18 protein-coding genes are annotated in these 24,436 nt (G+C 43.5%); 11 read left to right on the top strand and 7 right to left on the bottom strand.

What is annotated here, in order from left to right; all coding sequences use genetic code 11:
* Positions 1–561 precede the first annotated feature (561 nt).
* From NH454_RS20870 to NH454_RS20850, 5 genes are all read right to left on the bottom strand, one after another.
* Complete coding sequence (locus NH454_RS20870; protein WP_253040171.1) at positions 562–1,278, bottom strand: hypothetical protein; 717 nt, start codon at positions 1,276–1,278, stop codon at positions 562–564.
* A 91-nt stretch (positions 1,279–1,369) separates the two neighbouring features.
* On the bottom strand, positions 1,370–2,647 hold the full coding sequence (locus NH454_RS20865) for a LysM peptidoglycan-binding domain-containing protein (protein ID WP_253040170.1): 1,278 nt from the start codon (positions 2,645–2,647) through the stop codon (positions 1,370–1,372).
* Positions 2,648–2,765: 118 nt separating this feature from the next.
* Positions 2,766–3,305, bottom strand: coding sequence for a hypothetical protein (locus NH454_RS20860; RefSeq protein ID WP_253040169.1), 540 nt, complete (start codon positions 3,303–3,305; stop codon positions 2,766–2,768).
* 85 nt (positions 3,306–3,390) lie between these two features.
* Entirely contained in the window at positions 3,391–4,695 is a 1,305-nt protein-coding gene (locus tag NH454_RS20855; RefSeq protein ID WP_253040168.1) for an ATP-binding protein, read from the bottom strand.
* Between the two features lie 3 nt (positions 4,696–4,698).
* Positions 4,699–6,102, bottom strand: a complete 1,404-nt coding sequence (locus NH454_RS20850; RefSeq protein ID WP_253040167.1) for a sigma-54 dependent transcriptional regulator — start codon at positions 6,100–6,102, stop codon at positions 4,699–4,701.
* Positions 6,103–6,332: 230 nt separating this feature from the next.
* Here NH454_RS20850 and NH454_RS20845 point away from each other — a divergent pair, with 230 nt between their 5' ends.
* The 4 genes from NH454_RS20845 (at position 6,333) to NH454_RS20830 (ending at position 11,531) form a co-directional block, all read left to right on the top strand.
* Positions 6,333–7,586: an efflux RND transporter periplasmic adaptor subunit gene (locus NH454_RS20845; protein WP_253040166.1), complete on the top strand. Its 1,254-nt coding sequence runs from the start codon at positions 6,333–6,335 to the stop codon at positions 7,584–7,586.
* Positions 7,587–7,597: 11 nt separating this feature from the next.
* The gene (locus NH454_RS20840; RefSeq protein WP_253040164.1) at positions 7,598–8,299 is read left to right on the top strand and encodes an ABC transporter ATP-binding protein; all 702 of its coding nucleotides are present in this window, start codon (positions 7,598–7,600) and stop codon (positions 8,297–8,299) included.
* Position 8,300: 1 nt separating this feature from the next.
* The gene (locus NH454_RS20835; RefSeq protein ID WP_253040162.1) at positions 8,301–10,697 is read left to right on the top strand and encodes an ABC transporter permease; all 2,397 of its coding nucleotides are present in this window, start codon (positions 8,301–8,303) and stop codon (positions 10,695–10,697) included.
* Between the two features lie 387 nt (positions 10,698–11,084).
* On the top strand, positions 11,085–11,531 hold the full coding sequence (locus tag NH454_RS20830; RefSeq protein WP_138558984.1) for a transposase: 447 nt from the start codon (positions 11,085–11,087) through the stop codon (positions 11,529–11,531).
* A gap of 57 nt (positions 11,532–11,588) precedes the next feature.
* Here the strand turns inward: NH454_RS20830 and NH454_RS20825 are convergent, their stop codons facing one another.
* Positions 11,589–12,116: a sugar O-acetyltransferase gene (locus tag NH454_RS20825; RefSeq protein ID WP_253040159.1), complete on the bottom strand. Its 528-nt coding sequence runs from the start codon at positions 12,114–12,116 to the stop codon at positions 11,589–11,591.
* A gap of 155 nt (positions 12,117–12,271) precedes the next feature.
* On the opposite strand from NH454_RS20825, the gene NH454_RS20820 reads away from it, so the two are divergent.
* The 7 genes from NH454_RS20820 (at position 12,272) to NH454_RS20790 (ending at position 22,737) form a co-directional block, all read left to right on the top strand.
* A complete protein-coding gene (locus NH454_RS20820) occupies positions 12,272–13,042 on the top strand; it encodes a DeoR family transcriptional regulator (RefSeq protein ID WP_135923060.1) in 771 nt (256 codons plus the stop codon).
* Positions 13,043–13,137: 95 nt separating this feature from the next.
* The gene (glmS, locus tag NH454_RS20815; protein WP_253040156.1) at positions 13,138–14,958 is read left to right on the top strand and encodes a glutamine--fructose-6-phosphate transaminase (isomerizing); all 1,821 of its coding nucleotides are present in this window, start codon (positions 13,138–13,140) and stop codon (positions 14,956–14,958) included.
* Between the two features lie 132 nt (positions 14,959–15,090).
* Positions 15,091–15,909 carry a TnsA endonuclease N-terminal domain-containing protein gene (locus tag NH454_RS20810; RefSeq protein ID WP_219983232.1) on the top strand — a complete coding sequence of 273 codons (819 nt, stop codon included), beginning with the start codon at positions 15,091–15,093 and terminating at the stop codon, positions 15,907–15,909.
* A complete protein-coding gene (locus NH454_RS20805) occupies positions 15,893–17,968 on the top strand; it encodes a DDE-type integrase/transposase/recombinase (RefSeq protein WP_110069136.1) in 2,076 nt (691 codons plus the stop codon). The genes NH454_RS20810 and NH454_RS20805 overlap by 17 nt, the downstream gene beginning before the upstream one ends.
* Entirely contained in the window at positions 17,965–19,620 is a 1,656-nt protein-coding gene (locus NH454_RS20800) for an AAA family ATPase (RefSeq protein WP_110069137.1), read from the top strand. The genes NH454_RS20805 and NH454_RS20800 overlap by 4 nt, the downstream gene beginning before the upstream one ends.
* On the top strand, positions 19,620–21,167 hold the full coding sequence (locus NH454_RS20795; protein WP_110069138.1) for a TnsD family Tn7-like transposition protein: 1,548 nt from the start codon (positions 19,620–19,622) through the stop codon (positions 21,165–21,167). Before NH454_RS20800 ends, NH454_RS20795 begins: the two co-directional genes overlap by 1 nt.
* Positions 21,142–22,737, top strand: a complete 1,596-nt coding sequence (locus NH454_RS20790; protein ID WP_119676906.1) for a Tn7-like element transposition protein TnsE — start codon at positions 21,142–21,144, stop codon at positions 22,735–22,737. Before NH454_RS20795 ends, NH454_RS20790 begins: the two co-directional genes overlap by 26 nt.
* Positions 22,738–22,905: 168 nt before the next feature.
* Here NH454_RS20790 and NH454_RS20785 read toward each other — a convergent pair whose 3' ends face one another.
* The gene (locus tag NH454_RS20785) at positions 22,906–24,042 is read right to left on the bottom strand and encodes a GGDEF domain-containing protein (protein WP_110069141.1); all 1,137 of its coding nucleotides are present in this window, start codon (positions 24,040–24,042) and stop codon (positions 22,906–22,908) included.
* Positions 24,043–24,436: the final 394 nt, after the last annotated feature.

Raw genomic sequence — 24,436 nt, 5'->3', positions numbered from 1 at the left:
CGAAACAGCGCCGATGATAGTGTGGCATTTGCCATGTGAAAGTAGGACATCGCCAGGCTCCAAATTAGAGAAAGCCCGATTCGAAAGAGTCGGGCTTTTTTGCGTTTTAGCTGTCAGCTTTCAGCCAGGTAGGTTGGGTAGAGCGGAGCGAAACCCAACATGAGTTAGCGAGTTGCAAGTTAGCAAGGGTAAAGTTGAACTGTGTGGTTGTTTAGCACAGAGTCACCCACAGCAACAAACCCCGTAGGAGGCACTTCAGTGCCGAATCTAGACCATAACAAACACATTCATGGCTAAAGCCATTCCTACGTGATAAGAATCTCAGACGTCAGATATTAGATGTCAGTTGATCTACCGGGTTGTTAGGTAACTGAGTCACCCTCAGCAACAAAACCCGTAGGAGGCACTTCAGTGTCGAATTCAGACCTTAACAAACACATTCACGGCTAAAGCCATTCCTACAAGTACACTTTGCCTAGAACCTTCGTTAGAGGAAGACGCAGCACCAAACATATCCACCGCGCGGCTGATCGCTGACTGCTGAAAGCTGATAGCTCGGTGTCACTCACACTGCTGTATTTCTCTCACATCGCCGCGGCCATCGCTTAGATAGCATTGTTCTAGTAACGAGCAATAGCAGATCTCGGTTTTGATATTAAAGCGTTGGTCATTTACCTTGTCCCACTGAGTTGCATTGAAGCCTGTTTTCTTAAAACCAAAAAGATTAAGTTCAGCGCCTGAGGCTAATAATCGGTTATTACTAACGCCGGTATACAACCAACCAAATTTTTCAAAGAAATTGATCTCTGGTGACTCATTTTGCAACTTATTTAATTGCTCTTGGTAAGCATAGATATCAAAGCAGCAGTCCTTTATTACTTCAAATATCTCTGTATACGACTTTTCATCGTGGAAGAATTTAACGTATTTAATAATGGCTGGGCCTGATCCTGAGTTTTTAATGTTGATAGTGATTTCTTCATAATTTTTTTCTTCATTGAAATTCCCCGTCATCACTTCGAGCCATGGCCAGGTTGCGGCTTTTACTTGTCGTTCTGCGGCGCTGGCTTGTAAGTATGTGGCATAAAAGGAGGCTGCTGAAATTATAATGGCACAGAGTGCGAGAAATAGGTTTAGCCGCTCGTTGGTAAACCAAGCTTTACGCTGGTTGCTAGCAGGCTGAGTGTTTTGCTGGGTGGTCTTTGTTTGCTCTTCAACGTTAGTGTCTTGCTCTGTTTTAACGGTTGAACAGCTTGCGTCCTGTTGCTGATTATCCATAATTTTTAATTGTTGTTTTTATAGACCAATAAAGATACAACTTTAATTGGATAGATAAAAGAGACAGGGAGTAAAACTCCCTGATTTGATATTAACTATTTGAGATAAACACGGTGAGCTTTTCACCCACTCTTAAATTATCTCTTGAAAGGTTATTCCATTGTTTGAGTTTAGTAATACTGACTTTGTATTGCTTTGCTATCTTCCAAAGGCTGTCGCCAGATTTCACCTTATACTCGATTTGTTGATCAGCTAATTGCGGCAATATCAGTTTTTGACCAATACGAATGGTGTTTGTTTTTAGGTTATTGAAGGTTTTCAGCTGGCTAACTGTTACTTTATAGTTCTTTGCAATCACACTTAAGCTATCACCGCGTTTAACTGTGTAATGTTGCCACTGGCTATAATCATTGCTCTTTTGATTAGCTAATAGAGCTTGATAACTTGCTTGCTGATCTTTTGGGACCACAATATGTGGCGCATCAATCACCGCTGGGTATCGGATAACACCATGGTTTAGCTCTTCAAGCTCTTGCCATTTCGCTTTGTCTGCCAAGATCACTGCACCAGTTACTGGTAAGGTCGCAATAGCCTGCTCATTCTTAATTGCAGGGAATATCATTTTTTGGTGCTTTAATAATTGTGCTGCGGCCAGTAACTTAGGCACGTATTGTTTGGTTTGTGATGGTAGCTTTAAGCTAAAGAAGTCCGTCGACTTACCTTGTTTTTTATTACGATCAATTGCCTGTAATACTCGCCCTTCACCAATATTGTAGGCAGCAATAGCGTGATACCAATCACCATCAAAGCGTTTATAAAGGTATTCCATAAAATCCAAAGCTGCACGGGTGCTGTCGACCACATCTTGGCGACCATCATACCAAGGGGTAATTTTTACTTTAAAGTATTTGGCGATTGAGGGGGTGAGTTGCCATAAACCCGATGCATGTTTGTGCGAATAGGCACTGGCATCAAAATCGCTCTCTATAAGCGGCATTAGAGCGAGTTCTATTGGTAAGTCACGGTTTTCTACTTCTGTGACGATATGATACAAATACGGCGCTGCACGGCGGCTTATTTCTTCCATGTAATTTGGATGAGTAAGGTACCAAGCAATGCGCTTTTGCACATCTGGATGACTTGAATCGCTAAACTGTAATTGAATGCGAATACGCTGCCATACGTCATCAAGTTCACTTGGTTTTAGCGGTGTCACCGCGTCTACTTGTTTTGTTTTAGCTTCTGCAACCACAGTGCCTGGATTTGCCTTAATTATTGGCTTCTTTTCAGGGAGAGACTCAGGGGCAGTCTGACAGCCTGTTACAATAAGAGAAACAACAACAAGGCCTAAAAATCGATTTAAAAACACGTATTAAAATACTCCGTTAACTTAGGTGCGGGTAAACTAAAGCGCCTAAGCTTAACATAGGGTGAGCTAAAAATGACCATTAGATTAACAGCTCGCTAACTTACTCACCCAATTGAAATTAAAACGAAATACTAACTTGTAACCCAGCGTAACCATGGTTTTGTGCTTCCCAATAACGGCTGTCTATTTCTCGGGCTCTGGCATAGATCTCTATTCTGAATGGCTTTGAGTCCACGCCCATACCCACACCAACATAGCCATCAATATTATTGTGGTCGTCATCATAGCGGTCGCTATAATCATGATCTTTTCGGTCGTCGTAGAAAGCAAGCTCAATTAAATCTAAGCCTACTTCGCCATAGACAAAAAAGTCACTGAAATATCCAAATTTGATGCCGCTATCTAAGGTGAGAAATGTCTCCCGATCACCTTTTTTAGTAAATACTTCTGCAGAGCCTAGTGCCGTTGTAAATGCTGCGCCAAAATTACTGTAGTTATTTTTAGCCATAAATTCGATGCCCGCTGAGGTGATTGAATCAGTACTATTATGCTCTGATTTAACAAACAGGTTCATATCTGGGCTGTCATAAATACCAGCAAAGCTTTTTGTAGGAATAAAGGCAAGTGAAGAAAGCACTGCAAAGGCGAGGTATCGCATATTGATTAGTCCATTAAACGTTAATGGGTACATAATACCAAACAGCGCCTTAGCAAATTGTAAGTAATTGTTCTAACTGTGTAAGCTAACCGAACACGCAGCGAAAGCAGGCTCCTTGTTGACGTTTGATATATACCAGATCGCCGCCATGATTGAGCATGATCTGCCGCGATAAACTTAAGCCTATTCCTGAGCCTTGTTGCTTGGTAGTAAAAAATGGCACAAAAATCATCTCAATTACATGGTCGCTGATACCTGTACCATTGTCGCTGACCTCTAAATACAGTTGCTGATTAGCATTTTGTGCAATGCTTACTTCAATGCACTTTGCTGACTCTGGATTATTTAACTGCTTTAGTGCATCAAGGGCATTGGTAAGCAGGTTTATTATTACTTGTTCAACTTGGCCCCTATCTATCATCACTAGCTGTTGGCTTTGCACCGATAAATTCAACGTAATATTAAGTTGCTTAGCTTGCTGTGAGTGCAGAGCAACAACTTGCTTAGCAAGATCGGCCAGAATATGTGGCTGTAAGTGTGGGGCGGGTAAGCTACTAACCTTTTTAAATTGCGCTATAAATTCCCCTAAATGCTCGGTTCGTGATGCGAGTGTTGTTAGGGCGAGTTGCAAGTCTTGTTTATCTTCCTGATCATCAAAACTAAGCTCAGTTGGCAGCAGTGCCGTACAAGTTTGTGCTAAAGAAGAAAGTGGCGTAATCGAATTAGCAATTTCATGGGTTAGTACTTTGGTTAGGCGTTTGTAAGCTTGTTGCTCTTTTAATTGCAGTTGATCATGAATAGATTGCAAACTGATCACTTTACGAACTTTACCTTGAATTTCGGCAATACTGATTTGCACAGATAACGTATCGTGCTGCTCGCCATTTTGCCATGGCACGGTATTACGGCTATTTTGTTTTGCGTCTTGGACTAGGTTGGCTATTACACCTAAATCATCGATGTGCTTTACAGCTTGTCCAAGTAAACGGCTGACCGCCGGATTGCTTTCAATAATAGTGCCTTGTTCATCACATACTAATACCGCTAAATCGATATGAATTAATAGCGCTTGTAAGAACTGAGCTTGTTGCTCTGCATTAAAACGTGCAGCCTGAATTTGTTGTTTAACCTGCTCAAATTGCTGCTGCATAGGGTGTTGGTCGCCAAAGCCTAATGTGCTGTCTCCATTCGCTAAAGCGCGAAACACCATATCTGCACGCCTTGTTTGGCGTTTAAATAAATTAAAAATTTGCGCGGCACATACCAAATTTAAAATTACTAAAAGTGCCGAAATTGCAGAAAACCCGCTTTGCTCTACTTGCCAAAACAAAGTAATTGATAAACCTATTAATGCAGCTAATAGGCAGGCTAAGCTAATAAAGTTTCGCATCGATTAAAGTCCGTATTTTTCTAAACGACGATACATGGCTCCGCGTGTTAGGCCGAGGGCTTTAGCTGCATGACTCACGTTCCCTTGAAAATGCTTTAATGCTGCTCGAACGGTTCTCTGCTCGATGATTTCGAGATCAAAAGTGTCGTAGTCAGTGGCGCTTGAAGAGATGTCATTTGTACTAATAGCTGCACTTGGTGAGCTTATCACTGAGCTTATATCGAGCTCTGAGCCTTCCGACAGGATGACTGCTCGCTCAATTGCATGCGCAAGTTCACGGACATTGCCTGGCCAATGATACTGGCTTAAACGTGCCATATCAGATGCTGCAATCGAGAGCTCACGTTTGTATTTATGTGCAAAGTGCTGCAAGTAGTAGTTACACAGTAATGGAATGTCTTCACTGCGCTCACGCAGAGCTGGCAAACGGATCTCTACGGTATTAACACGGTACAGTAAGTCTTGCCTAAACTTGCCTTCAGTAACTGCTTGTTCGAGGTTTTCATTCGTTGCACAGATCAAGCGAATATCAATATCGATGACTTTAGAACCACCAACCGGTGTTATTTGCCTATTTTGTAGTGCCGCAAGTAGCTTAACTTGTTGGTTAAGCGGTAAATTACCTAGCTCGTCTAAAAATAAACTGCCACCATGGGCCAGCTCAAATCGGCCAATGCGATCTTCTTTCGCGCCAGTAAACGCCCCTTTTTTATGGCCAAATAGTTCGCTTTCAAACAGGCTTTCGGCCAGTGAGCCCATATCTAGACTAATGAAAGGCTGGTTTTGGCGCTGGCTTGCATTGTGGATTGCATGTGCAGTGAGCTCTTTACCTGTGCCACTTTCGCCACTGATCAATATGTTGGCATCGGTGTTGGCTGCTTTGTCGATTACCGAAAAAACCTGCTGCATGGCATCACTTTGGCCTAAAAATTCAAATGGTTGGTTGCCGATTGATTGCTGCAAGGCTTGTTTTTGTTTTGTGAGTTTACCAACTTGCTGTTTGTCTTTAGCGTGTGAAAATGCCGCCGCTACAGCACCGAGTAATTGCTCATTTTGCCAAGGCTTGGCAATAAAATCAGAGGCACCGGCCTTAATTGCTTCGACAGCTAGCTGAATATCGCTGTAGGCCGTCATAAGCAGTACCGCAATGTTAGCGTCTTGGCTCATGATTTTTTTTAGCCAGTAGAATCCTTCTTTGCCACTAATTGAGTCTTGCGTGAAGTTCATATCGAGTAACACAACATCTATGGCCTGATCCGCTTCATGCTGTGCGTTAATGATACCTTCGATATCAAAGGGGTTATCTGTGGTTTTTACAACTTGATAATGCTGCTTTAAAAGTAATCGTGCGGCGATAAGTACGTCGGGGTTATCATCGACGATAAGAATTGATCCTGCTTGTTTCATAGCTATTTATTATTATTCCTTTATGGGAACACTAAGACTAATTGAAAATAGTAACAGTGTCCATTTATGGACGATATATGGATTTTGAAGTGTTCTATAAGCGGACACTTGATTATATGCACTCTTATTGTTTTTAATGTAAGTTACTGTAATTTAATAAAAATAAAAGTTGGCACAAGAGTTGTTTTATCTATAGGTAATTAGCACCTAGATAACTTAAAGGCGTCAACATGGATAAGAAAATTACACGCTCAACTAACAAAGCATTTTTTAAGAAATCACTCATTGCAGCGGCATGTTTAGCTGTTGCGGCAGCAGCTTATGGTTTCACGCAAACTGAGCAAACAGGTCGTAGTCAGCAAGTAAGCGCTACAAGCTTAACGATTAGCACAGTACAACAAGGTGAATTTGTTGATGCTTTAAGTCTTCGTGGTCAGGTTATGCCTCGCACTACTATTTACCTCGACACCATTGCCGGAGGCCAAGTTGAAGAGCGACTTGTTGAGCAAGGTGAGTTTGTTAAAAAAGGCCAACCACTTGTGCGTTTAAGCAATACCAATTTGCAGCTTGATGTAATGAGCCGTGAAGCACAGGTGACTGAGCAGCTTAACTTTTTACGCAACACGCAAATGAATATGGAAACCAGCCGTTTAAACTTACGCCGTGATTTGCTTGAAATCGATCTTAAAATCACACATTTATCGCGTCGCTTAAAACAAACTCAGCCGCTAGTGAAAACGGGTGTGTTAGCACAAGAACAATTATCTGAAATTCAAGAAGACTTAGCGTATTACAAAGCGCGTAAAGAACTAACCCTTGAGCGTCAAAAGCAAGAAAACAGCATTCGTGAAGTTCAAGTTGCCCAGTTAAAAGACAGTGCCGACATGCTAGAGAAAAACCTACAGTTTGCGCGTAAGAACCTTGAAAACCTACTCATAACAGCACCTGCCGATGGTTATTTAAGTGAGCTTGATGTTGAAATTGGTGAATCAAAAAGCCGTGGTGCTCGCCTAGGGCAGATTGATATTCCTAATGAATACAAGCTAGTTGTGCGACTAGATGAGTTTTACCTAAGCCAAGTTCAAACAGGTATGCAAGTGCTTATTGAACATGAACAAGGCGAAATTGCGGCGACGGTTAGCAAAATTGATAGCCGTGTTCAGCAATCACAGTTTCAGGTTGAAGTCGATTTACCAAACGGCACGAGCAATATAAAACGTGGGCAAAGCCTTGATGTGCAGCTGATGCTTGGTGATAGCAAAGGCACTGCTTTATTACTTGAGCGCGGCGCATTTTTTACCAGCTCAGGGGGTAACTGGGTTTATGTCATGGAAAAAGATGGCAATCGTGCAGTACGAAAAGACATTCGCCTTGGCAAAAAGAATCAAAACTATTATGAAGTGTTAAGTGGCCTAAGCGCCGGAGATCGCGTGATCACCTCTAGCTACAGCAACTTTGATAAAGCACAACAACTACAATTTTAAGGATAAAAACAATGATTAAATTAACTAACTTATCACGCGTATTCCGTACTCAAGATGTTGAAACAACAGCGCTTAATAACATTAACTTACAGGTAAACGAAGGCGAGTTTCTTGCCATTATGGGGCCATCTGGCTGTGGTAAATCAACATTACTTTCTATTTTAGGTATGTTGGATTCGCCATCGGCAGGCAGTTTTGAATTTTTAGGTGAAGACATCGCAGGGTTTGGTGAAAAGCAATTAGCGACACTTAGAAAAGCGTCAATTGGTTTTGTTTTCCAAAGCTTTAACTTAATTGATGAATTAACAGTATTTGAAAACGTTGAGCTGCCATTACAGTATCAAAATATCTCAAAAAGTGAACGTAAACAGCGAGTAGAAGAAATTTTAAAACGTGTTGCAATCGACCATAGAGCAGATCACTTACCACAGCAGCTATCGGGTGGTCAGCAGCAACGTGTAGCAGTAGCCAGAGCACTGGTGATTAATCCAAAGCTAATCTTAGCGGATGAGCCTACGGGTAACCTTGATTCAAAAAATGGTGATGAAGTCATGGCGATGCTGCGTGAGCTAAATCGTGAAGGTACCACGGTAATTGTGGTTACCCACTCAGAAAAAGAAGGCAATTATGCTGACCGTTTAGTGCGCCTACTTGATGGCCAAGTGATGGTTGATAAAGCTAACCGTGTTCAACAAACAGCAGAGGTGGCATAACATGATTTTAAGTTATTTGATCACCGCGCTGCGCGCGTTTAAAAACCAAAAACAGCACTTTATTTTAAATGTTCTGGGTTTAAGTGTGGGCTTAGCTGCGGCAATTCTAGTTGCTTTGTTTGCAAAAAATGAGCTTTCGTACGATAGCCAACAGCCACATGCTGAGCGTGTTTATCGCGTTGGCCAAGACTTCTCAAAACTTGGTTTAGCTGTGGTGCCTATTTTTAATTATGTGCAGTCAAAGCAGGCCGAAGATTACAGCCAAGTTGAAGAAGTGTTCGGATTAACTATGGTCGAGTTGACTCGTGAAGCCATGGTTGATGTGAGTTACCGCAACCAAGGCTATAAGTTAAATGCCTTATATGGTGCTACTGCAAATATTGAAAATTTCATTGCTATGGAGACGATTGCGGGTGACTTAACAACAGCAATGAGTACACCAGACAGCCTCGCTTTAAGTGAATCAGAAGCACTGCGCATTTTTGGTCGCACCGATGTGATTGGTGAAACACTTACGCATGAACAAGGGCAGTACACAGTTCGTGCCGTGTTTGCAGACTTAACAGACAACACCCACTTTGCCTTTAAAAACCTTGTTTATGTTAAGCATGATCCAAGCGATATAAACATCAACAGTAGTTATGTTTATATGCGTTTAGCAGAGGGCACCGATACAGATGCATTAGCTAAAACCTTAACAGAGCGCTTTTTTAGCGGTTCGATGCTGGAGCAAGTTAGTTTAGAGCTGCATCCATTACTTGATTTGCACCTAACGGCTAAATCACCGTTTGAGATGAAAGCGGGTGGTGCTAAACAAGTGGTTATGATTTGCGTTGGTTTAAGCGTGTTACTTATTCTTATTGCAGGTTTTAACTTCATTAATATGACCGTCGCTCAATCGACGAAACGTGCAAAAGAAGTGGGTGTGCGTAAAGCGCTTGGCGCAAGTAAAGGCCAATTAGTAACGCAGTTTTTATCTGAGTCAGTGTTGGTATCAATGCTTTCAATGGTGATTGCATGTGCTTTTGTGGAGTTTTTTTTACCAAGCTTTAATCAACTAGTTGACCGCGAATTGGTCGTGAATTATGCCTCTGAATTTGGCATTGCGATTATTGTGGTCGCAATTGCTGTGGGCATACTAGCAGGGCTTTATCCAGCATTCTTTATTTCGTCATTCAGTGCAAAACGTGTTTTAAGTGGTGACTTACAACGCGGTAATACTGCAATTTTGGTTCGTAAGAGCTTACTAACCTTACAGGCTTCACTAGCAATAGGTTTAATCATTGCCTCTATTACCTTGTTAAAGCAATTAACTTACTTACAAAGCTTACCTTTAGGCTATGAAACAACACAAAGATTGGTCATTTCAGAGTTACCTGTAGGCGAAGTATTCACAAAAGAAAAAAATGCCTTGGTTAACCGTATTAGTGCAATTCAAGGTGTACAGCAAACAACAGTCATTGATACCCGTTTAACTGTTTCAATCAATAATACACTTATGCCAACGTGGCCAAATGGTGAAGCGTCTGGCAGCTTAACGCCTGTAGTAGGTGCAAGCTACGATGTTGTAAAAACGCTAGGATTAAAACTGGTTGCTGGCCGTGACTTTAGCCGTGAGTTTGCTGGTGATTGGGCAAGCCGCGAAAATGGAGTAACAAGTACGGGTACCATTGTGACTGAATCTGTCGCAAGGCAAGCGGGTTACACTAACATGAGTGACATTATTGGTAAGGTAATTAAAGACTCAGGTCGTGGCGTAGATATGCGTGTTGTAGGTGTGGTTGAAGATGTAAAAGTAGGTAATGCGAAAGATGCCAACTCAAATATTATGTTCTTGTGTGGCTTTAACTTTTTATCACCTGTATCAGAATTAATTTTAACGATTGATCAGCAAAACTTGCCTTATATTAAAGCTCAGATCGCAGAAGTATTAGCAAGCACAGCCAATATCTATGAGCCAAAAATCAACTTACTCGCAGACAACTACAAAACTCTGTTAAAAGGTGATGAGCGAATTTCGAATGTGGTTTTAATCTTTACCTGTCTTGCTGTGTTCTTAACTTGTTTAGGTACCTTTGGCTTGGCTTCGTTTGCAACAGTGCGTCGTCAAAAAGAAGTGGCCGTTCGAAAAGTGCTAGGTGCATCTCGCATCAGTATCGTAAATATCATTGCTAAAGAGTTCTTAGTGCTGGTGGCGATTAGTATTGCTATTGCGTATCCAGTGACTTACTTGTTAGTTGGTGATTGGTTAGCAAACTTTAATGACCGTATTGAACAAGCTGCATGGGTGTATTTAGTTGCCGCCGCCGCGGTGGCCGCCATTACCTGGGTTACCGTTGCAAGTTTAGCCTTTAAGGCCGCAAGCACCAGACCATCACTTATTTTACGTTATGAATAACAGTTAACTAACTCTCAACTATAAGCCCAGCAATACAGCTGGGCTTTTTTACTTTTAAATACGACGCCATAAATGACAACCTACGTAGGACGTGCTTTAGCGCGTTAGCATGTATTCTTTGTCGCCATAAATGACGACCTACGGTAGGACGTGCTTTAGCGCGTTAGCATGTATATTCTTTGCACCATAAATGACAATCTTCGTAGGGCGTGCTTTAGCGCGTTAGCATGTATTCTCTGTCGCCATAAATGACGACCTACGGTAGGACGTGCTTTAGCGCGTTAGTATGTATTCTTTGCACCATAAATGACAATCTTCGTAGGGCGTGCTTTAGTGCGTTAATCTACTATATTTAATGTTCTACAATTTTATGAAAAAGGATTTTTCATGAGCTGGAGCCATTTAAAGAAAGGACGAGTTTCAATTCAATCAGGTGAATATTTCATAACGTTCAACTGCCATAACAGAAAAGCACTGTTCAGTGATCATAACTTAGCAAAAGTATTTTGTAGGTGTATTGAAATAAATGAATTAATACATCAATGTTGCTGGTTAACTTGGGTTCTTATGCCTGATCATTTTCATGGTTTATTAAGGCTTAGCGATAGTAGCTTGGGTAAAACAGTTGGTCATCTAAAAGGTCTTTCTGCTAGAGAGATAAATAAGAGACGTAGTTTTTCGCAAACGGTGTGGCAACCTGCTTACTATGACCATGCACTACGTGAAGAAGAAAGTAGAATAGCTGTAGCCAGATATATCGCAGCAAACCCTTTGCGAAAAAAGCTAGTTGATAATTTAGGTAGTTATCCATATTGGAATTCTGTTTTCTTGTGATTGGTTGTCGCCATAAATGACGACCTACGTAGGACGTGCTTTAGCGTAAATATAGGGTTAAAGTTCTTTAACCTTCACCGCGGGATTACCTGCTACTAGAGTATTTGCCGCGACATCTTTGGTAACTATTGCCCCTGCGCCAATCACTGAATTATCAGCAACTTTAATACCCGCAAGTATAATAGCGCCTGCACCAATCCATACATTGTTGCCAATGTTAATCGGCGCTACAAAATTAGCTTTTGCTAAACGCTCAGTAGGGTTTACCGCATGCGATACTGCAAGAATTTGCACATTAGGGCCTATTAAGCAGTCATCGCCTATCGTAATTTGCGCATCAGATAGCGGCGCATCAAGCATTGTACAGTTAATATTTATGAAGGTTCGATCACCTATTTTAATACCACCGCCATAATCACAATGAAAACCCGCTTCAATAACAACCTGTTCGCCACAGTGAGCAAACATGCCTTTTAGTCGTTTTAAATTGCCTTTACTTGGGCTTTTGGCAAATAAACGGCAAATTTCATGGGCATTTTTTCGTTGTTCGAGTAAGGATTTATCGAGGCTATTAAACTCTTTCATCGGGCATGTTCATGGTTATATTTGCCAATAGCTTAGCCTGTTGACGATGAAGATCAAAATTAAAGCTGTGTAGGTTAACGATCATTCACTTGCCATTTATATTGTTTCGTTTAAAATCTCACAACTTTCGAAACGAAACTTATGTGATTCACTTTATGACAAAACGAAACACTCAACAACGTCGCCATACAATCTTAAGCCAAGTGAATGAACTCGGTGAAGTTGCTGTTGAAGCGTTAGCTGAGCAGTTTCAAACTTCTGAAGTGACGATACGTAAAGATCTGACAGCCCTTGAAAAAAGTGGCTTGTTGCTACGCCGTTACGGGGGCGCTATTGCACTGCCGCAAGAAATCGTTGCAAATAGCAACGAGAAAAGCGACTCGCTTCGCAAAATGGCAATCGCAAAGGCAGCTGCAAAGCTTATTAAAGATCATAACCGCATCATAATTGATAGTGGCCGCACTACAGCGGCAATGATCCCCGAGCTTGCGAGTAAGCGCGGTTTAGTGGTGATGACAAATGCTATAAATGTCGCTAACCGGCTGCTTTCATTAGAAAATGAGCCAACATTATTGATGACCGGGGGAACTTGGGATCCGCATTCAGAATCGTTTCAGGGTCAAGTTGCGGAGAATGTTCTTCGCTCTTACGACTTTGACCAACTGTTTATTGGTGCCGATGGCATTGATGTTGATAGAGGTACTACAACCTTCAATGAATTAGTTGGGCTTAGCCAAGTAATGGCTGAAGCTGCTCGTGAGGTTGTGGTGCTGGTAGAGTCAGAAAAAATTGGCCGAAGAATACCTAATTTAGAACTGCCTTGGCAGCGTGTGACCACAGTTATCACAGACAACAACCTAAGCGAAGATAAACGCGAGGCGATAAAAGCGTGTGGTGTACAGCTGATCTGTGCAGAAATTGAATAACCCGTAATAAGACCGACAACACCTTATTACATTAAATTTATGACAACACATACCGCCCAAAGTAAAACGCTTTGGCATGTGCAAAAGGAGAGATTATGTGTGGAATCGTTGGGGCTGTTGCAGAACGCCCAGTAAATAAAATTCTTGTTGAAGGCCTAAAACGCCTTGAATACCGCGGCTATGACTCGGCAGGCGTGGCTTTACTTAAAGGTAATAAGCTTAACACGGTTAAAGCCGTGGGTAAGGTTGCAAATCTTGAAGCGGCACTTAACGATGCAGCTGTTAATGGTACTACCGGTATTGCACATACGCGTTGGGCAACCCACGGTGGTGTAACCGAAGCCAATGCTCACCCACATATTTCGAACAGCGAAATTGCCCTTGTTCATAACGGTATTATCGAAAACCATGCCAGCCTTCGTGATGCATTAAAAGGCGACGGTTATGAGTTTTTATCAGAAACAGATACAGAAGTAATGGTGCACCTTATTCACCAACTTCGCCAACAGCACGATACGCTATTAGCATCAGTACAAGCAGCTGTTAAGCAGTTTGAAGGCGCATTTGGCACCGTTGTTTTTGATAAAGCGAACGACAACGAAATCATCGTAGCGCGCTCAGGTAGCCCACTGGTGATTGGTTTAGGTCTTGGCGAAAACTTTATTGCATCTGACCAACTAGCTTTATTACCAGTTACACGCAGCTTTATTTACCTTGAAGAAGGTGATGTTGCGCGTATTACCCGTGACAGTGTAGAAATCTTTGATGCAAACGGCGATACAGTTGAGCGCGAAGTGATTGAATCAAACATTACGCAAGACGCATCAGGTAAAGGCGAATATCGTCACTACATGCTGAAAGAAATTTACGAGCAGCCGCTTGCTGTACGTAACACCCTTGATGGCCGCCTTCACAATGATACTGTAGCGATTGATGCCTTTGGCGAAAGCGCTCAGCAAATCTTTAAAGACGTAAAACACGTGCAAATTATTGCCTGTGGTACTTCATACCACTCAGGTATGGTTGCGCGTTATTGGCTTGAACAATTTGCTGGTGTGAGCTGTAACGTAGAGATTGCCTCTGAGTTCCGTTACCGCGAATCATTTGTACATGACAACAGCTTACTTGTGACCATTTCACAGTCTGGTGAAACTGCCGATACGCTTGCTGCACTTCGTCTTGCAAAACAGCAAGGTTACATGGCGTCAATGACCATTTGTAACGTACCTGGTTCATCATTAGTACGTGAATCTGATTTAGCCTTTATGACTAAAGCGGGTGCTGAAATTGGTGTTGCATCAACGAAAGCCTTCACTACACAACTTGTTGGCTTACTAATGCTAACGGCTTCGATTGCGCAAGAAAAAGGCTTAGATCAAAGTGCGATTGTAAATGCAATCAAAACACTACCTAACAAGTTAGAAGAAGCATTATTGCTTGCTGAGGGTATTGAAGATTTAGCTGAAGAATTCGCTGACAAGCACCACTCACTATTCTTGGGTCGTGGTTCACAATACCCAATCGCGATGGAAGGTGCACTTAAGCTGAAAGAGATTTCATACATTCACGCCGAAGCATACGCAGCGGGTGAGCTTAAGCATGGCCCTCTTGCGTTGATTGATGCCGACATGCCAATCATTGTTGTAGCACCAAACAACGAACTACTTGAAAAGCTTAAATCAAACGTAGAAGAAGTACGTGCCCGTGGCGGTATTATCTATGTATTCGCAGACAAAGACTCAGCGTTTGAATCTGACGAAACAATGCGTGTAATCAACGTAAACCATGTAGATGACGTGATTGCTCCAGTTGTATATACAATTCCGCTACAGCTGCTTTCATACTATGTTGCGGTTATTAAAGGCACCGATGTAGACCAACCTCGAAACCTAGCAAAATCGGTAACGGTTGAGTAAGTTTAGAGTTTATATTTATTAAGGTGTGGGATTTAAATAAAGTAGGTTACTTTTAAATATAGTTGGTAACTTGCAAATAAAGCTGGTAACTTAGCTCCGTATACTTTATGTGCAATGTCGGAGGTACGGAGCTTGACCAGCTTATCCCTTGACTCTCGTTCACTTAAATGGGTTAAACAAGGTCGCGGAAAGGGGTCAGGAAAAGACTACCAACCCTGGTTGACCGTCAGAGACCTGCCTTCTGCTGGACGATCTCACCGCATCTGGGGATTCCAGACTCAACGAACCCACCATCTGTTGTCAGACCTAGAGCTGGCGGCGTTCTTTCTGTTTGATTGGAATCCATCTGTCACTGATATCCGGGAGCAATACCCTCTCCGATTAGAGGATACCATTGAGCTTGCAGCGCAAGCGCGTATCCGTCATCCCGAAGTACGAGGACAAATTCAAGTCATGTCCACGGATTTTCTAGTGGACACTAATAAGCCTGAGCTTCCCAGAATGGCTATTCAGGTAAAAACCTCTTCAGATCTTTCTAATTCTAGAACCATCGAAAAACTGGAGCTTGAACGGCGTTATTGGGCGTTAAAGGAAGTTCCATGGTATTTGCTGACAGAAAAACAAATTCCCAAGACCGTCACCAAAAATATTGCCTGGCTGTATCCAGCGCAATTGGTTCTGGATGGGATCGAAGATACTCTGAATATGGCTTCCCTTTACTTGGGCTTCTTTATTAATCATCCGACTTTACTGATTTCTCAAGTTTCGATGATGCTCGATCAAGCCTATTCACTCTCTCCAGGCGAGTCCCTGCAAAAGATACGTTCGCTGTTAGCCTTGAGGGTTTTCTTATTCGATATCAGAAAGCCTTGGTCAACGCTGGCTGTAGGGGAATTACAAGCATCTTCAGACATTGATTCATTGAGGAATTATTATGTTGCGAATCAATGATGTTGTGGCATTCGAAGAGGCTCGGTATCGAATTCTTGATGTCTCAGACATTCGATATACATGGATTAATGTTGATTCCGACAAAGCTTTCCCTGAACGGGTTTCCCTGGCAGAAGTGGAAGACTTCATTCTTTCTGAGACGTTAAAAAAAATTGATGACCCCTATTCCCATCTTGCCGCTCAGCTCCCGGAACACGGCTCAGTAGCACAGCAAATTCGGGACAAGCGTATGGCCGTTATTGAGCCTTTAATACACCAACCGGATATCTATTATCGCAGTGGTCGAGGCGCACTGGTTCAGCAGGTTGTGAATGAATCTGGAACAGCTAAAAAAACACTATATGCTTATCTTCGCCAATATTGGCAGCGAGGTTGCATACCGAACGCGCTTTTGCCGGACTACGATAAATCAGGCGGGCGAGGAAAAAAACGCACAGCTTCAGGAAAAAAATTAGGGCGTCCGAGAAGTATAGCACCGGGTACCGGCGCCATTGTAGATACTGGCGTTGAACGCATGTTTCGCATTGTGCTTGATCGCCACTATCTGACGGAGAAGAATCATTCTCTACCCTATGCTCATCGACGCTTCGAGGACATGTTTGAAACGGCTCATCCCGATGTACCGAAAGAGAACTTCCCGACAGTTGCTCAACTACGTTATTTCTACGAGCGGGAATATGTCCGGCCTGAACGTATCCGGCTGAGAGCCAATAAAATTGAATATCAAAAGGACATCAGACCGTTACAAGGAACAGCCACAACTGGGGTTCACGGTCCTGGTGCACGGTACGAGATCGACGCGACTATTGCCGATATCTATCTGCTTTCCGCTGACAGACAAAAGATTATTGGCCGACCAACTTTGTACGTGGTTGTCGATGTCTATAGCAGATTGATTGCTGGTTTCTATGTGGGATTTGAAAACCCCTCCTATGTGACGGCTATGTTGGCACTGGTCAACGCCATGATCGATAAATCTCAGATATGTCAGTCTTTCGGTTATGACATCGAGCCAGAGGATTGGCCGTCGATTGGACTGCCGGACGCCATTTTGGCTGATCGCGGTGAGTTGCTGGGCCATCAAATTGAATATCTGGAGCAGGCCTTTGGTGTTCGGATTGAAAATACACCACCTTATCGTGGGGATGCGAAGGGTATCGTTGAGCGGCATTTTCGCACTATTCAAGCAGACTTCAAGCCGTTTGCACCAGGAGTGGTTGCTGGAACCACCATCAAAAAGCGCGGCGGGAAAGATTATCGGTTGGATGCAACACTTACATTGGACGAATTCACTAAAATAATTATCGGCTCTATCCTGCATCGCAACCAGAGTTCGGTATTGGTCAAGTATGACCGCGATCCGGATATGCCGGATACACTCGCACCTGTACCAATTAATATCTGGCAATGGGGTATTCAAAATCGTAGCGGACGGCTACGTAACACATCGGAGTCGGCGCTGAAGCTGGCATTGTTGCCTCGTCAAAAAGTAACGCTTTCCGATTACGGTATTCAATGCTTCGGTGCCTTTTATACCTGTAGGGAGCTGCTGGCGTCTGGCTGGCTCCATAGAACCGGGCAACAGCGACCTGGCCCCTTTATGGCGGCGTATGACCCCGCGGTAACCGACATCATTTATGTCTTCCCAGATGCAACAAAATCAGATTATTGGGAGTGCTCGCTAACAGACCGCTCAAGGGAATTTAGGGGCCGGTCGATGTGGGAGTTATGGGACAGCCAGCAGCAACAACGAAAATCAACAGCAGCAGCTAAATTGAAAGAGAGGGAAAGCAAAAGATCGCTGGAAAATGTGATTCAGGAAACCATCCAAAACGCGGAAAAGCTACGTCCTTCCTACTTTGGTGAATCAAAAACAGAAACTTTGGTTGGCATCAATCAAAACCGACGGGAAGCCCGTGAGCAGGAACGCCAGAAACGTCGAGCGGATAACAAGGCTACTGAGCCGAAACCCAAAGCAGATGTCAGGTATTTGACTGATCAGCCCGAAGATGGGGCTTTCCCAGATTTTCTGGATGACCTGTTTGGAGATGATGAATGACGCTACCCAAAGGCATGGTGCAGGCAATTTATAATGATACCGGGATAAGTCAGTACCAAGGAAACCCGCTCATTGAAGCTTTGCCGCCGATTCTGGACCGGCGTCAGCTAAAGGACGGGTTATCGGGTCAAATTACGTTTCGCCCAACCGACGTTTATCTTGATGGCCAGACCCGTATTCATGTCATATCTCAATTACTTGATAATTTTTTCCAGCCGCTATCCCGTCACATTGAACTGGAGTCAAAATTATCAGTCATGCTTCGACAAGGGTATGTTGGCAGAAATCTGGCGACAGGCGAACTGAATGCCCACATCCAGAATGGTTATGAGCGTGTCATGCAGGGGGATTTGGCTGTTTTCCGGTTCGAGCATGTGGAATCCACCGCTAAGAGTCTGGCTTTCATCGGTTGTTCTGGTTCAGGCAAGACAAGCTCATTGAACCGTATTCTGGCAACCTATCCCCAGTTGATATATCACGAAGCCTACAACTTCACACAGATCGTTTTCCTTAAAATTGACTGCCCGCATGACGGTTCGTTGAAAAGCCTGTGTCATAACTTCTTTCGGGAAATTGACGCGGTACTCGCCACGAATTACGTACGTCGCTACGTGGAAAAACGACATAGCGTAGAAACCTTGATTGCGGTAATGGCACACATTGCCAACACCCACGCAATTGGACTGTTAGTGATTGATGAAATCCAGCATCTGAGTGTTAAGAATTCAGGTGGTGCCGAGCGCATGCTCAATTTCTTTGTCACACTGGTTAATGAAATTTCGGTCCCGGTTGTCATGGTGGGGACACCAAAGGCCAGATCTGTCTTTGAACTGGATCTGCGGTCCGCTCGTCGTGGTGCAGGTTTTGGTTCAATACTATGGGAGCCTTTAAGCAAACCATCAGGCGAGCAGGAGGTATCCCGTACCGAGTGGGGAGCCTTCACTGGCCGTTTGTGGAAGTATCAATGGCTGACTAAAGCATCCCCTGAAGTGACCGATGAGATTAGATATACTTGGTACGAGCTTTCACAAGGCATTATGGATGTCGTCATCAAGTTGTTTGTTTTGTCACAGATCCGGGCTGTTGTCACCGGCATTGAGCGCATTACCCCCGCCTTGATGCGAAAGGTCTACCAGGATGAGCTAAAACCTATCCACCCCATGATTGATGCGTTACGGTCGGGTGATGTGACAAAAATTGCGCGTTACTCAGATCTGACTATCCCCGACGTGGATAGAAAAATACTGGAACTGAGCCACCTGCTGCGTTCCAACCAGGAAAGCATTGATACCGTAGTCAAGTATGGGGGTAATGAACAAGCTGTTCGTTTGCATAATATGCTGGTTGATATGGGGTATGCCTCTGAGCTGCTTGAACCTCTGATCAACAGAGCTTTTGAGGATCATCCAGGCCTTGTGATGAAGGATCTTATGCCGCTGATCCTCTCTTGGTATCAGAGTGCAGAGATAGAAAAGCCAGCGTCATCCACCCCCAAACTTAAGGCGATGAAGAAAGCTGACTGGCATACCCTGGATTCAGAAGACTTGCGCTTTCTATTCTCTCAGTCCGCCAATGAGGAAATCTTCCAGGAATCACTTGGCTGCAACGGCTTGCTTTTTGATGCCCAAGACTGGGTTAATTCCTTTGGGTGATGGCCGTGTTGAATTTTCCTATACCTTACACAGAGGAGTTGATGTATAGCGCCGTGGCAAGAGCGGGTGTCCGGCAAGGGCTGACCAGCCCAAAGCAACTGTTGGATGAGGTCTTCGAATCTCGCAGTATTATCGCAACGATAGACTTACCTAACCATATTGCAACGCTCTCTCGCTGGCTTCCAGAGGAGTTCACACCCGAAAAATTGATCTACAGCCATACTTTATTTCCGCTTTACGCACCTTTTGTTCCAGAGGCTCGACGGCTTCAGTGCATGAATTGGTTGTACCAGGGTTCTCAGGGTGCCGCTCATCTGGCATTAGGAGTTTCCGCCTCTCGCATTAAATCCCCGCGTTTTGTCAGGTACTGCCCCGGTTGCATAGCCGCTCAACGTGAACAATTTTGTGAGTATTTTTGGCGACGAGAATGGCAGGTTGCCGGGGTGGAATCGTGCCCCGAACACGGTGTGTTGATGGATACGCGGATTGCTCGCCCCCTGATTGAACGTCATCGCTTTATCGCTGCTGCACCTGAACACTGTCATGAGACTAAACAGCAAAAGGGAATGGGAGTATCTGATTGGATAACCACTCAGGTGCGATGGTTGTTAGTTCGGCCGGCGCAAGCGTCCCCCAGTTTTGAGCAATGGACAGAGTATTATCGCAGCCTTGCTTATCGACTGGGTTTTTATCGGGGAAAAGCCCAAATTGACCACTCAGTGATAAAAAATAAGGTATTAAAGGTGTGGCCTGCCGCTTGGTTAATCCGAAACCGTCTGATGCCTCCCAGTTCCGATATTGATGACTCAGACTGGCTGAAAGCAATCTTCCGCAAGCATCGAAAAAGTTTCAATTATCTTCAGCATATTGTTGTTCATCAGGCATTGCTGGATAACCACTGGCAGATAGACGATGTGCTTGATGAAGTTAGCCGGAAACCAACACGTAAAACGCCACAACAAGTTAAGGTTGTGATGCAACAGTCGAGCAGTCAAACGCCAGATCAGGAAGCTTGGCTCGAATTGTTGTCATCTCGTCAACCCCTTCAAGCCAGAAAAAAATCACCGGATTTGTATGCCAGGCTCTATCGGAATCATCGCGACTGGCTGTTGGACGTTAACCATCGTTATGCACAAGACAAGGCAAACCATAACGTACCACGTATTGATTGGGACAAACGGGATCGGGAATATCTGCAAGCACTTCGACAACTGGCTACGTTTTTGAATGCAAATATACAAGGGCCCAGGCGCTCAAGAACCTACTACCTTAAGTTGCTTGGCAATCTCTCAACCCTTGAGAAAAACCTCCATCAAATGCCATGTACATCGGCATTTTTGGTGGCTAATTCGGAAAGCGTTCCCCAGTACCAGATCCGACGCTTGCAAAATGCCTATGACGATTTACGGGTTCTCTTTGAGTCGCCGCCAAGGTGGCGATTGTTGCGAAACGCCGGATTGAGTGAAGAACGAATGATGGAGCCTGCCAGGCAGTATTTGGAAAATTTAGTGGATACGGAACATGAAGTTCAAAGGTATAGAAAATAACAGTGTTATCCGGGAGATTGGCTCTTTATTTCGCCGCCATGATGGCCCTGATTGGCACATTAATGTCAAACTGGCACCAGGCCAAAAGAAACAATATTTTGGTGTCTCTCAAATTCCGGTCTTAGCAAGACGCAGGGTGGTCAATGCAAGCGAACAACCACGCCCTGCCGGATTCCAGTCCCGTATTGTGATAGAAAATACTCGTCATTGGCGTACTGAACCTATCGAAGCCTGTCCAATTCCGGTGGTAAATCGGCAGGATGATGGACAGCAATGGTGCTTTAATTTTGAATTTGGTGGAACGCAGTATTATCTTCCTCAGCTCGAATTAGCGCGAGTGCTGTTCTTCCACCACGCCTATATAACGCGTTTAGCTTTGATCCCCAACGGACTCTCTCAGGAGTTTGATGTCCAGCGCTTAGATAAGTTGAGCAAGGCGCTCGTCAATATTCTGCCAACCTGCACTCTGCCGCTGTACGTCAGAGGTGACTATGCATTAAGACGGTTGTTAGCCTGGATATTGCTGGATGAGGAAGCTAAGCTGTCTTTTGAAAGTGTTGCCCGCTACCAACTTCAAAACGGTTATGACACAGACAAGTACCGTCTGTGGCGTTTTCAATTTGAACCACCACCGCTCGCAGGTGTTGAGCTGACACTTCGTGGTCATTACGATCAGGAACGAAAAGCGTTTTTTGTGTATGAGATTTATGGTGTTTCTAATCTAACCTGTGATTGTCCCGCCTATGTCGATTTTGTCGATCCCCGATTCGCTGAGAGGCGAGCAGGCCAGGGGTATGCTGTTCGGCCCGGCCCGCAATCCGGCCCGGAATTGGAAATTGATGACGAACAAGAGCCAGATACTGATCAAACAGAAATCCGGATTGAAACGCCAGCCGTCGCATTTGAGTTTGCTAATCCCATTCGGACAACTCGCATAGGTAAGGGAAAAGGACAGACTGGCTGTTTGGGCCAGGAGGGCGACTCGTCAGACTCTCCAGAAAATACTGGCTTTGAAGTAAGTACGGATGAGGCCAGTACTCACGGTACATTACCTTCAGCAGATTATGATGGCATGGAAGACAAGAGCGACGACGCACATCTCTATGCGGATAAATTTGAAGCCTTTAACGCTATGGTGCTGCAATTGGTTGGCATGTCGGGTTACCGCCACATCCACAGGGAAATCCGAAAGCTCCCCACTATTGATGGTTACTCCAAACACTTGCTTGTAGATGGTAACCCACGTTGTCTGGCTTTTCATCGAATTGAAAAGGATGGTCAAGAGTACGCATTGATAGAAGTGGATACTTCCGATAATAAGAACAGACTATCGACACTCCTGTTGAAGCCGCATGTCCAATTTGATTGGGAACGCACTCTTCGAGAGTTGGAAATCAGGTTATTAAAAAAATCACTGGCATGGCCTACAACGCTAATCAAAAAGCTCTTTAGTGATAGATATAAGCGTGTGCCTCATCCAAAATCATCATCTGAAAATAAAGGATTCCTTGAAAATGAGTCAATTAAACATTGGGCTGAGCGAGTTTATAAGGAGATTAGATTATCGTAACATGTAACATAACTGTTTTAACAATATAGCAATTGAGAAGCTTATTATCCTGGACTATGATAGCTACTCAAGGCAAAGCTCTTTACTTGAGCTGAGCGAAATCCCATCCGTTGCTCTGTTTGGCTTGGCATTTAATTGAATAAAAAAGGAAATTTTTTAAAACACATTTTATTGCGACAATACAGTTTGATTCCGCCCTTTTCTCTTTGCCTCATAAAGTGCGTTATCTGCTTTCTTGATAAACATCTCCATAACAATTTCAGTTGTATACCTACTGCTTCTACTTTCTGGCAAGGATGATACCCCCAAGCTGATAGTCCACTTTACAATTTCTCCGGCATCACCAGTCACAGATATATCCTCGACGTGCTTTCGAATCCGCTCTGCAAGATTTTTCGCATCAGTTATGTTGGTGTCCGGTAAAATAACGGCGAATTCTTCTCCACCAAGCCTGGCAACTAGGTCAATTTCTCTTGATTGGTTTACGCATAAGTCCGCGAGCGCACAAATAACGCGATCTCCTGTAGGATGGCCGAAAGTATCATTGATGCGTTTAAAATGGTCTATATCAAGTAAGATAAGGGCGCAATCACTGCTTGAGCGAGCACTTCGGCTTGCTTCTGATTTAAGTTTGCTATCAAAGTAACGCCGGTTTGCAACACCTGTTAATGGATCTGTCTGAGAGGATTTCTCTAAGGCGAGTTGAAGGTTGTAACGATGATAATAACTCCATGAAAAAACGAGCATAATAAATAATGCTGAAACGCTCGATTGCACTGAGATCTGAAAATAAACGTTTTGTATCAACTCATCCAGTACGCCATGGTTTTCGGATAGAACAACAAAGGAAAATGCAACAGTAAGAAAAAAAATCTGAATGTAGATAGAAAAGCCGATGAGAACAAAAAAGATAAAAAAGGGATAGAGTGCAACATTACTCACTGTTGTCACTAAGTCTTCGCCAGTGTTCTCTATTATTTTTATGCCGAGATACGCAGAAAAAACCAGCGTTATTAAAATTGTTGCCGTAGCTAATTTCAAACTGCTTGATTTTAAAATAATCCAGGCAGGTATCATTAATAGAAGAAAGTGAAGTCTCAGCTGAAATAACTCGCTCTTTATTTCAGGATGCGATTTGTAGTCAAAAATACCCTCTGCAAGCCCAAGAGGAATGAGTATCAATAAAATCGCAGCTGTATATAACCGATGATCGTTAAATTTTTTGTTTAAATAATCACTACTAAGTTCAAGCTTACTCAACTGAATTATGGCGGTCAAAGCACTCTCATTTTTATGAAACATCATTTATATCCATACTTCAGTGAAGAGTTTGTTCGTGATATGTGTGTTCGTTTCGATTTAACAGCTTGTACTAGCCTAAGTTAATAGTGTAGCTGAGATAGTTGAGATAGGTATGGGGATGAGCCTGAATTTGGCGTGGAGTGAAGTTACCGATTAAGAGTATTGGTAACTTGTAAGTAATGGTAACCAGCCTTGTGGCTGGCTACCGGAAAAGCTTCTGTTTTGTGCCATCACATAAAGGGAAGCTGTTTTTCTTCTCCTATCTGAGTGATCCCCAATGATGCCAAAAATCCAAATAGTAACGAACAAACCAGCAGTGACAAGGTAAACCAAAACATAACAACCTTTCTGCTAGCCCCCATGGCAATTGCGAATGCTCCAGCGGCATGGATACCAA

The organism is Pseudoalteromonas sp. Ps84H-4, assembly GCF_024124645.1.
In the GTDB taxonomy this organism is placed as follows: Bacteria; Pseudomonadota; Gammaproteobacteria; order Enterobacterales; family Alteromonadaceae; genus Pseudoalteromonas; species Pseudoalteromonas lipolytica_C.
This window is presented reverse-complemented; position numbering and strand designations above follow the sequence as displayed.

Excerpts from the sequence above, each read along its gene's own strand:
- NH454_RS20870 (WP_253040171.1), bottom strand. The coding sequence starts at position 1,278 with ATGGATAATCAGCAACAGGACGCAAGCTGTTCAACCGTTAAAACAGAG.
- NH454_RS20860 (WP_253040169.1), bottom strand. The coding sequence starts at position 3,305 with ATGCGATACCTCGCCTTTGCAGTGCTTTCTTCACTTGCCTTTATTCCT.
- NH454_RS20855 (WP_253040168.1), bottom strand. The coding sequence starts at position 4,695 with ATGCGAAACTTTATTAGCTTAGCCTGCCTATTAGCTGCATTAATAGGT.
- NH454_RS20850 (WP_253040167.1), bottom strand. The coding sequence starts at position 6,102 with ATGAAACAAGCAGGATCAATTCTTATCGTCGATGATAACCCCGACGTA.
- NH454_RS20845 (WP_253040166.1), top strand. The coding sequence starts at position 6,333 with ATGGATAAGAAAATTACACGCTCAACTAACAAAGCATTTTTTAAGAAA.
- NH454_RS20840 (WP_253040164.1), top strand. The coding sequence starts at position 7,598 with ATGATTAAATTAACTAACTTATCACGCGTATTCCGTACTCAAGATGTT.
- NH454_RS20835 (WP_253040162.1), top strand. The coding sequence starts at position 8,301 with ATGATTTTAAGTTATTTGATCACCGCGCTGCGCGCGTTTAAAAACCAA.
- NH454_RS20830 (WP_138558984.1), top strand. The coding sequence starts at position 11,085 with ATGAGCTGGAGCCATTTAAAGAAAGGACGAGTTTCAATTCAATCAGGT.
- NH454_RS20825 (WP_253040159.1), bottom strand. The coding sequence starts at position 12,116 with ATGAAAGAGTTTAATAGCCTCGATAAATCCTTACTCGAACAACGAAAA.
- NH454_RS20820 (WP_135923060.1), top strand. The coding sequence starts at position 12,272 with ATGACAAAACGAAACACTCAACAACGTCGCCATACAATCTTAAGCCAA.
- glmS (WP_253040156.1), top strand. The coding sequence starts at position 13,138 with ATGTGTGGAATCGTTGGGGCTGTTGCAGAACGCCCAGTAAATAAAATT.
- NH454_RS20805 (WP_110069136.1), top strand. The coding sequence starts at position 15,893 with ATGTTGCGAATCAATGATGTTGTGGCATTCGAAGAGGCTCGGTATCGA.
- NH454_RS20800 (WP_110069137.1), top strand. The coding sequence starts at position 17,965 with ATGACGCTACCCAAAGGCATGGTGCAGGCAATTTATAATGATACCGGG.
- NH454_RS20795 (WP_110069138.1), top strand. The coding sequence starts at position 19,620 with ATGGCCGTGTTGAATTTTCCTATACCTTACACAGAGGAGTTGATGTAT.
- NH454_RS20790 (WP_119676906.1), top strand. The coding sequence starts at position 21,142 with ATGAAGTTCAAAGGTATAGAAAATAACAGTGTTATCCGGGAGATTGGC.
- NH454_RS20785 (WP_110069141.1), bottom strand. The coding sequence starts at position 24,042 with ATGATGTTTCATAAAAATGAGAGTGCTTTGACCGCCATAATTCAGTTG.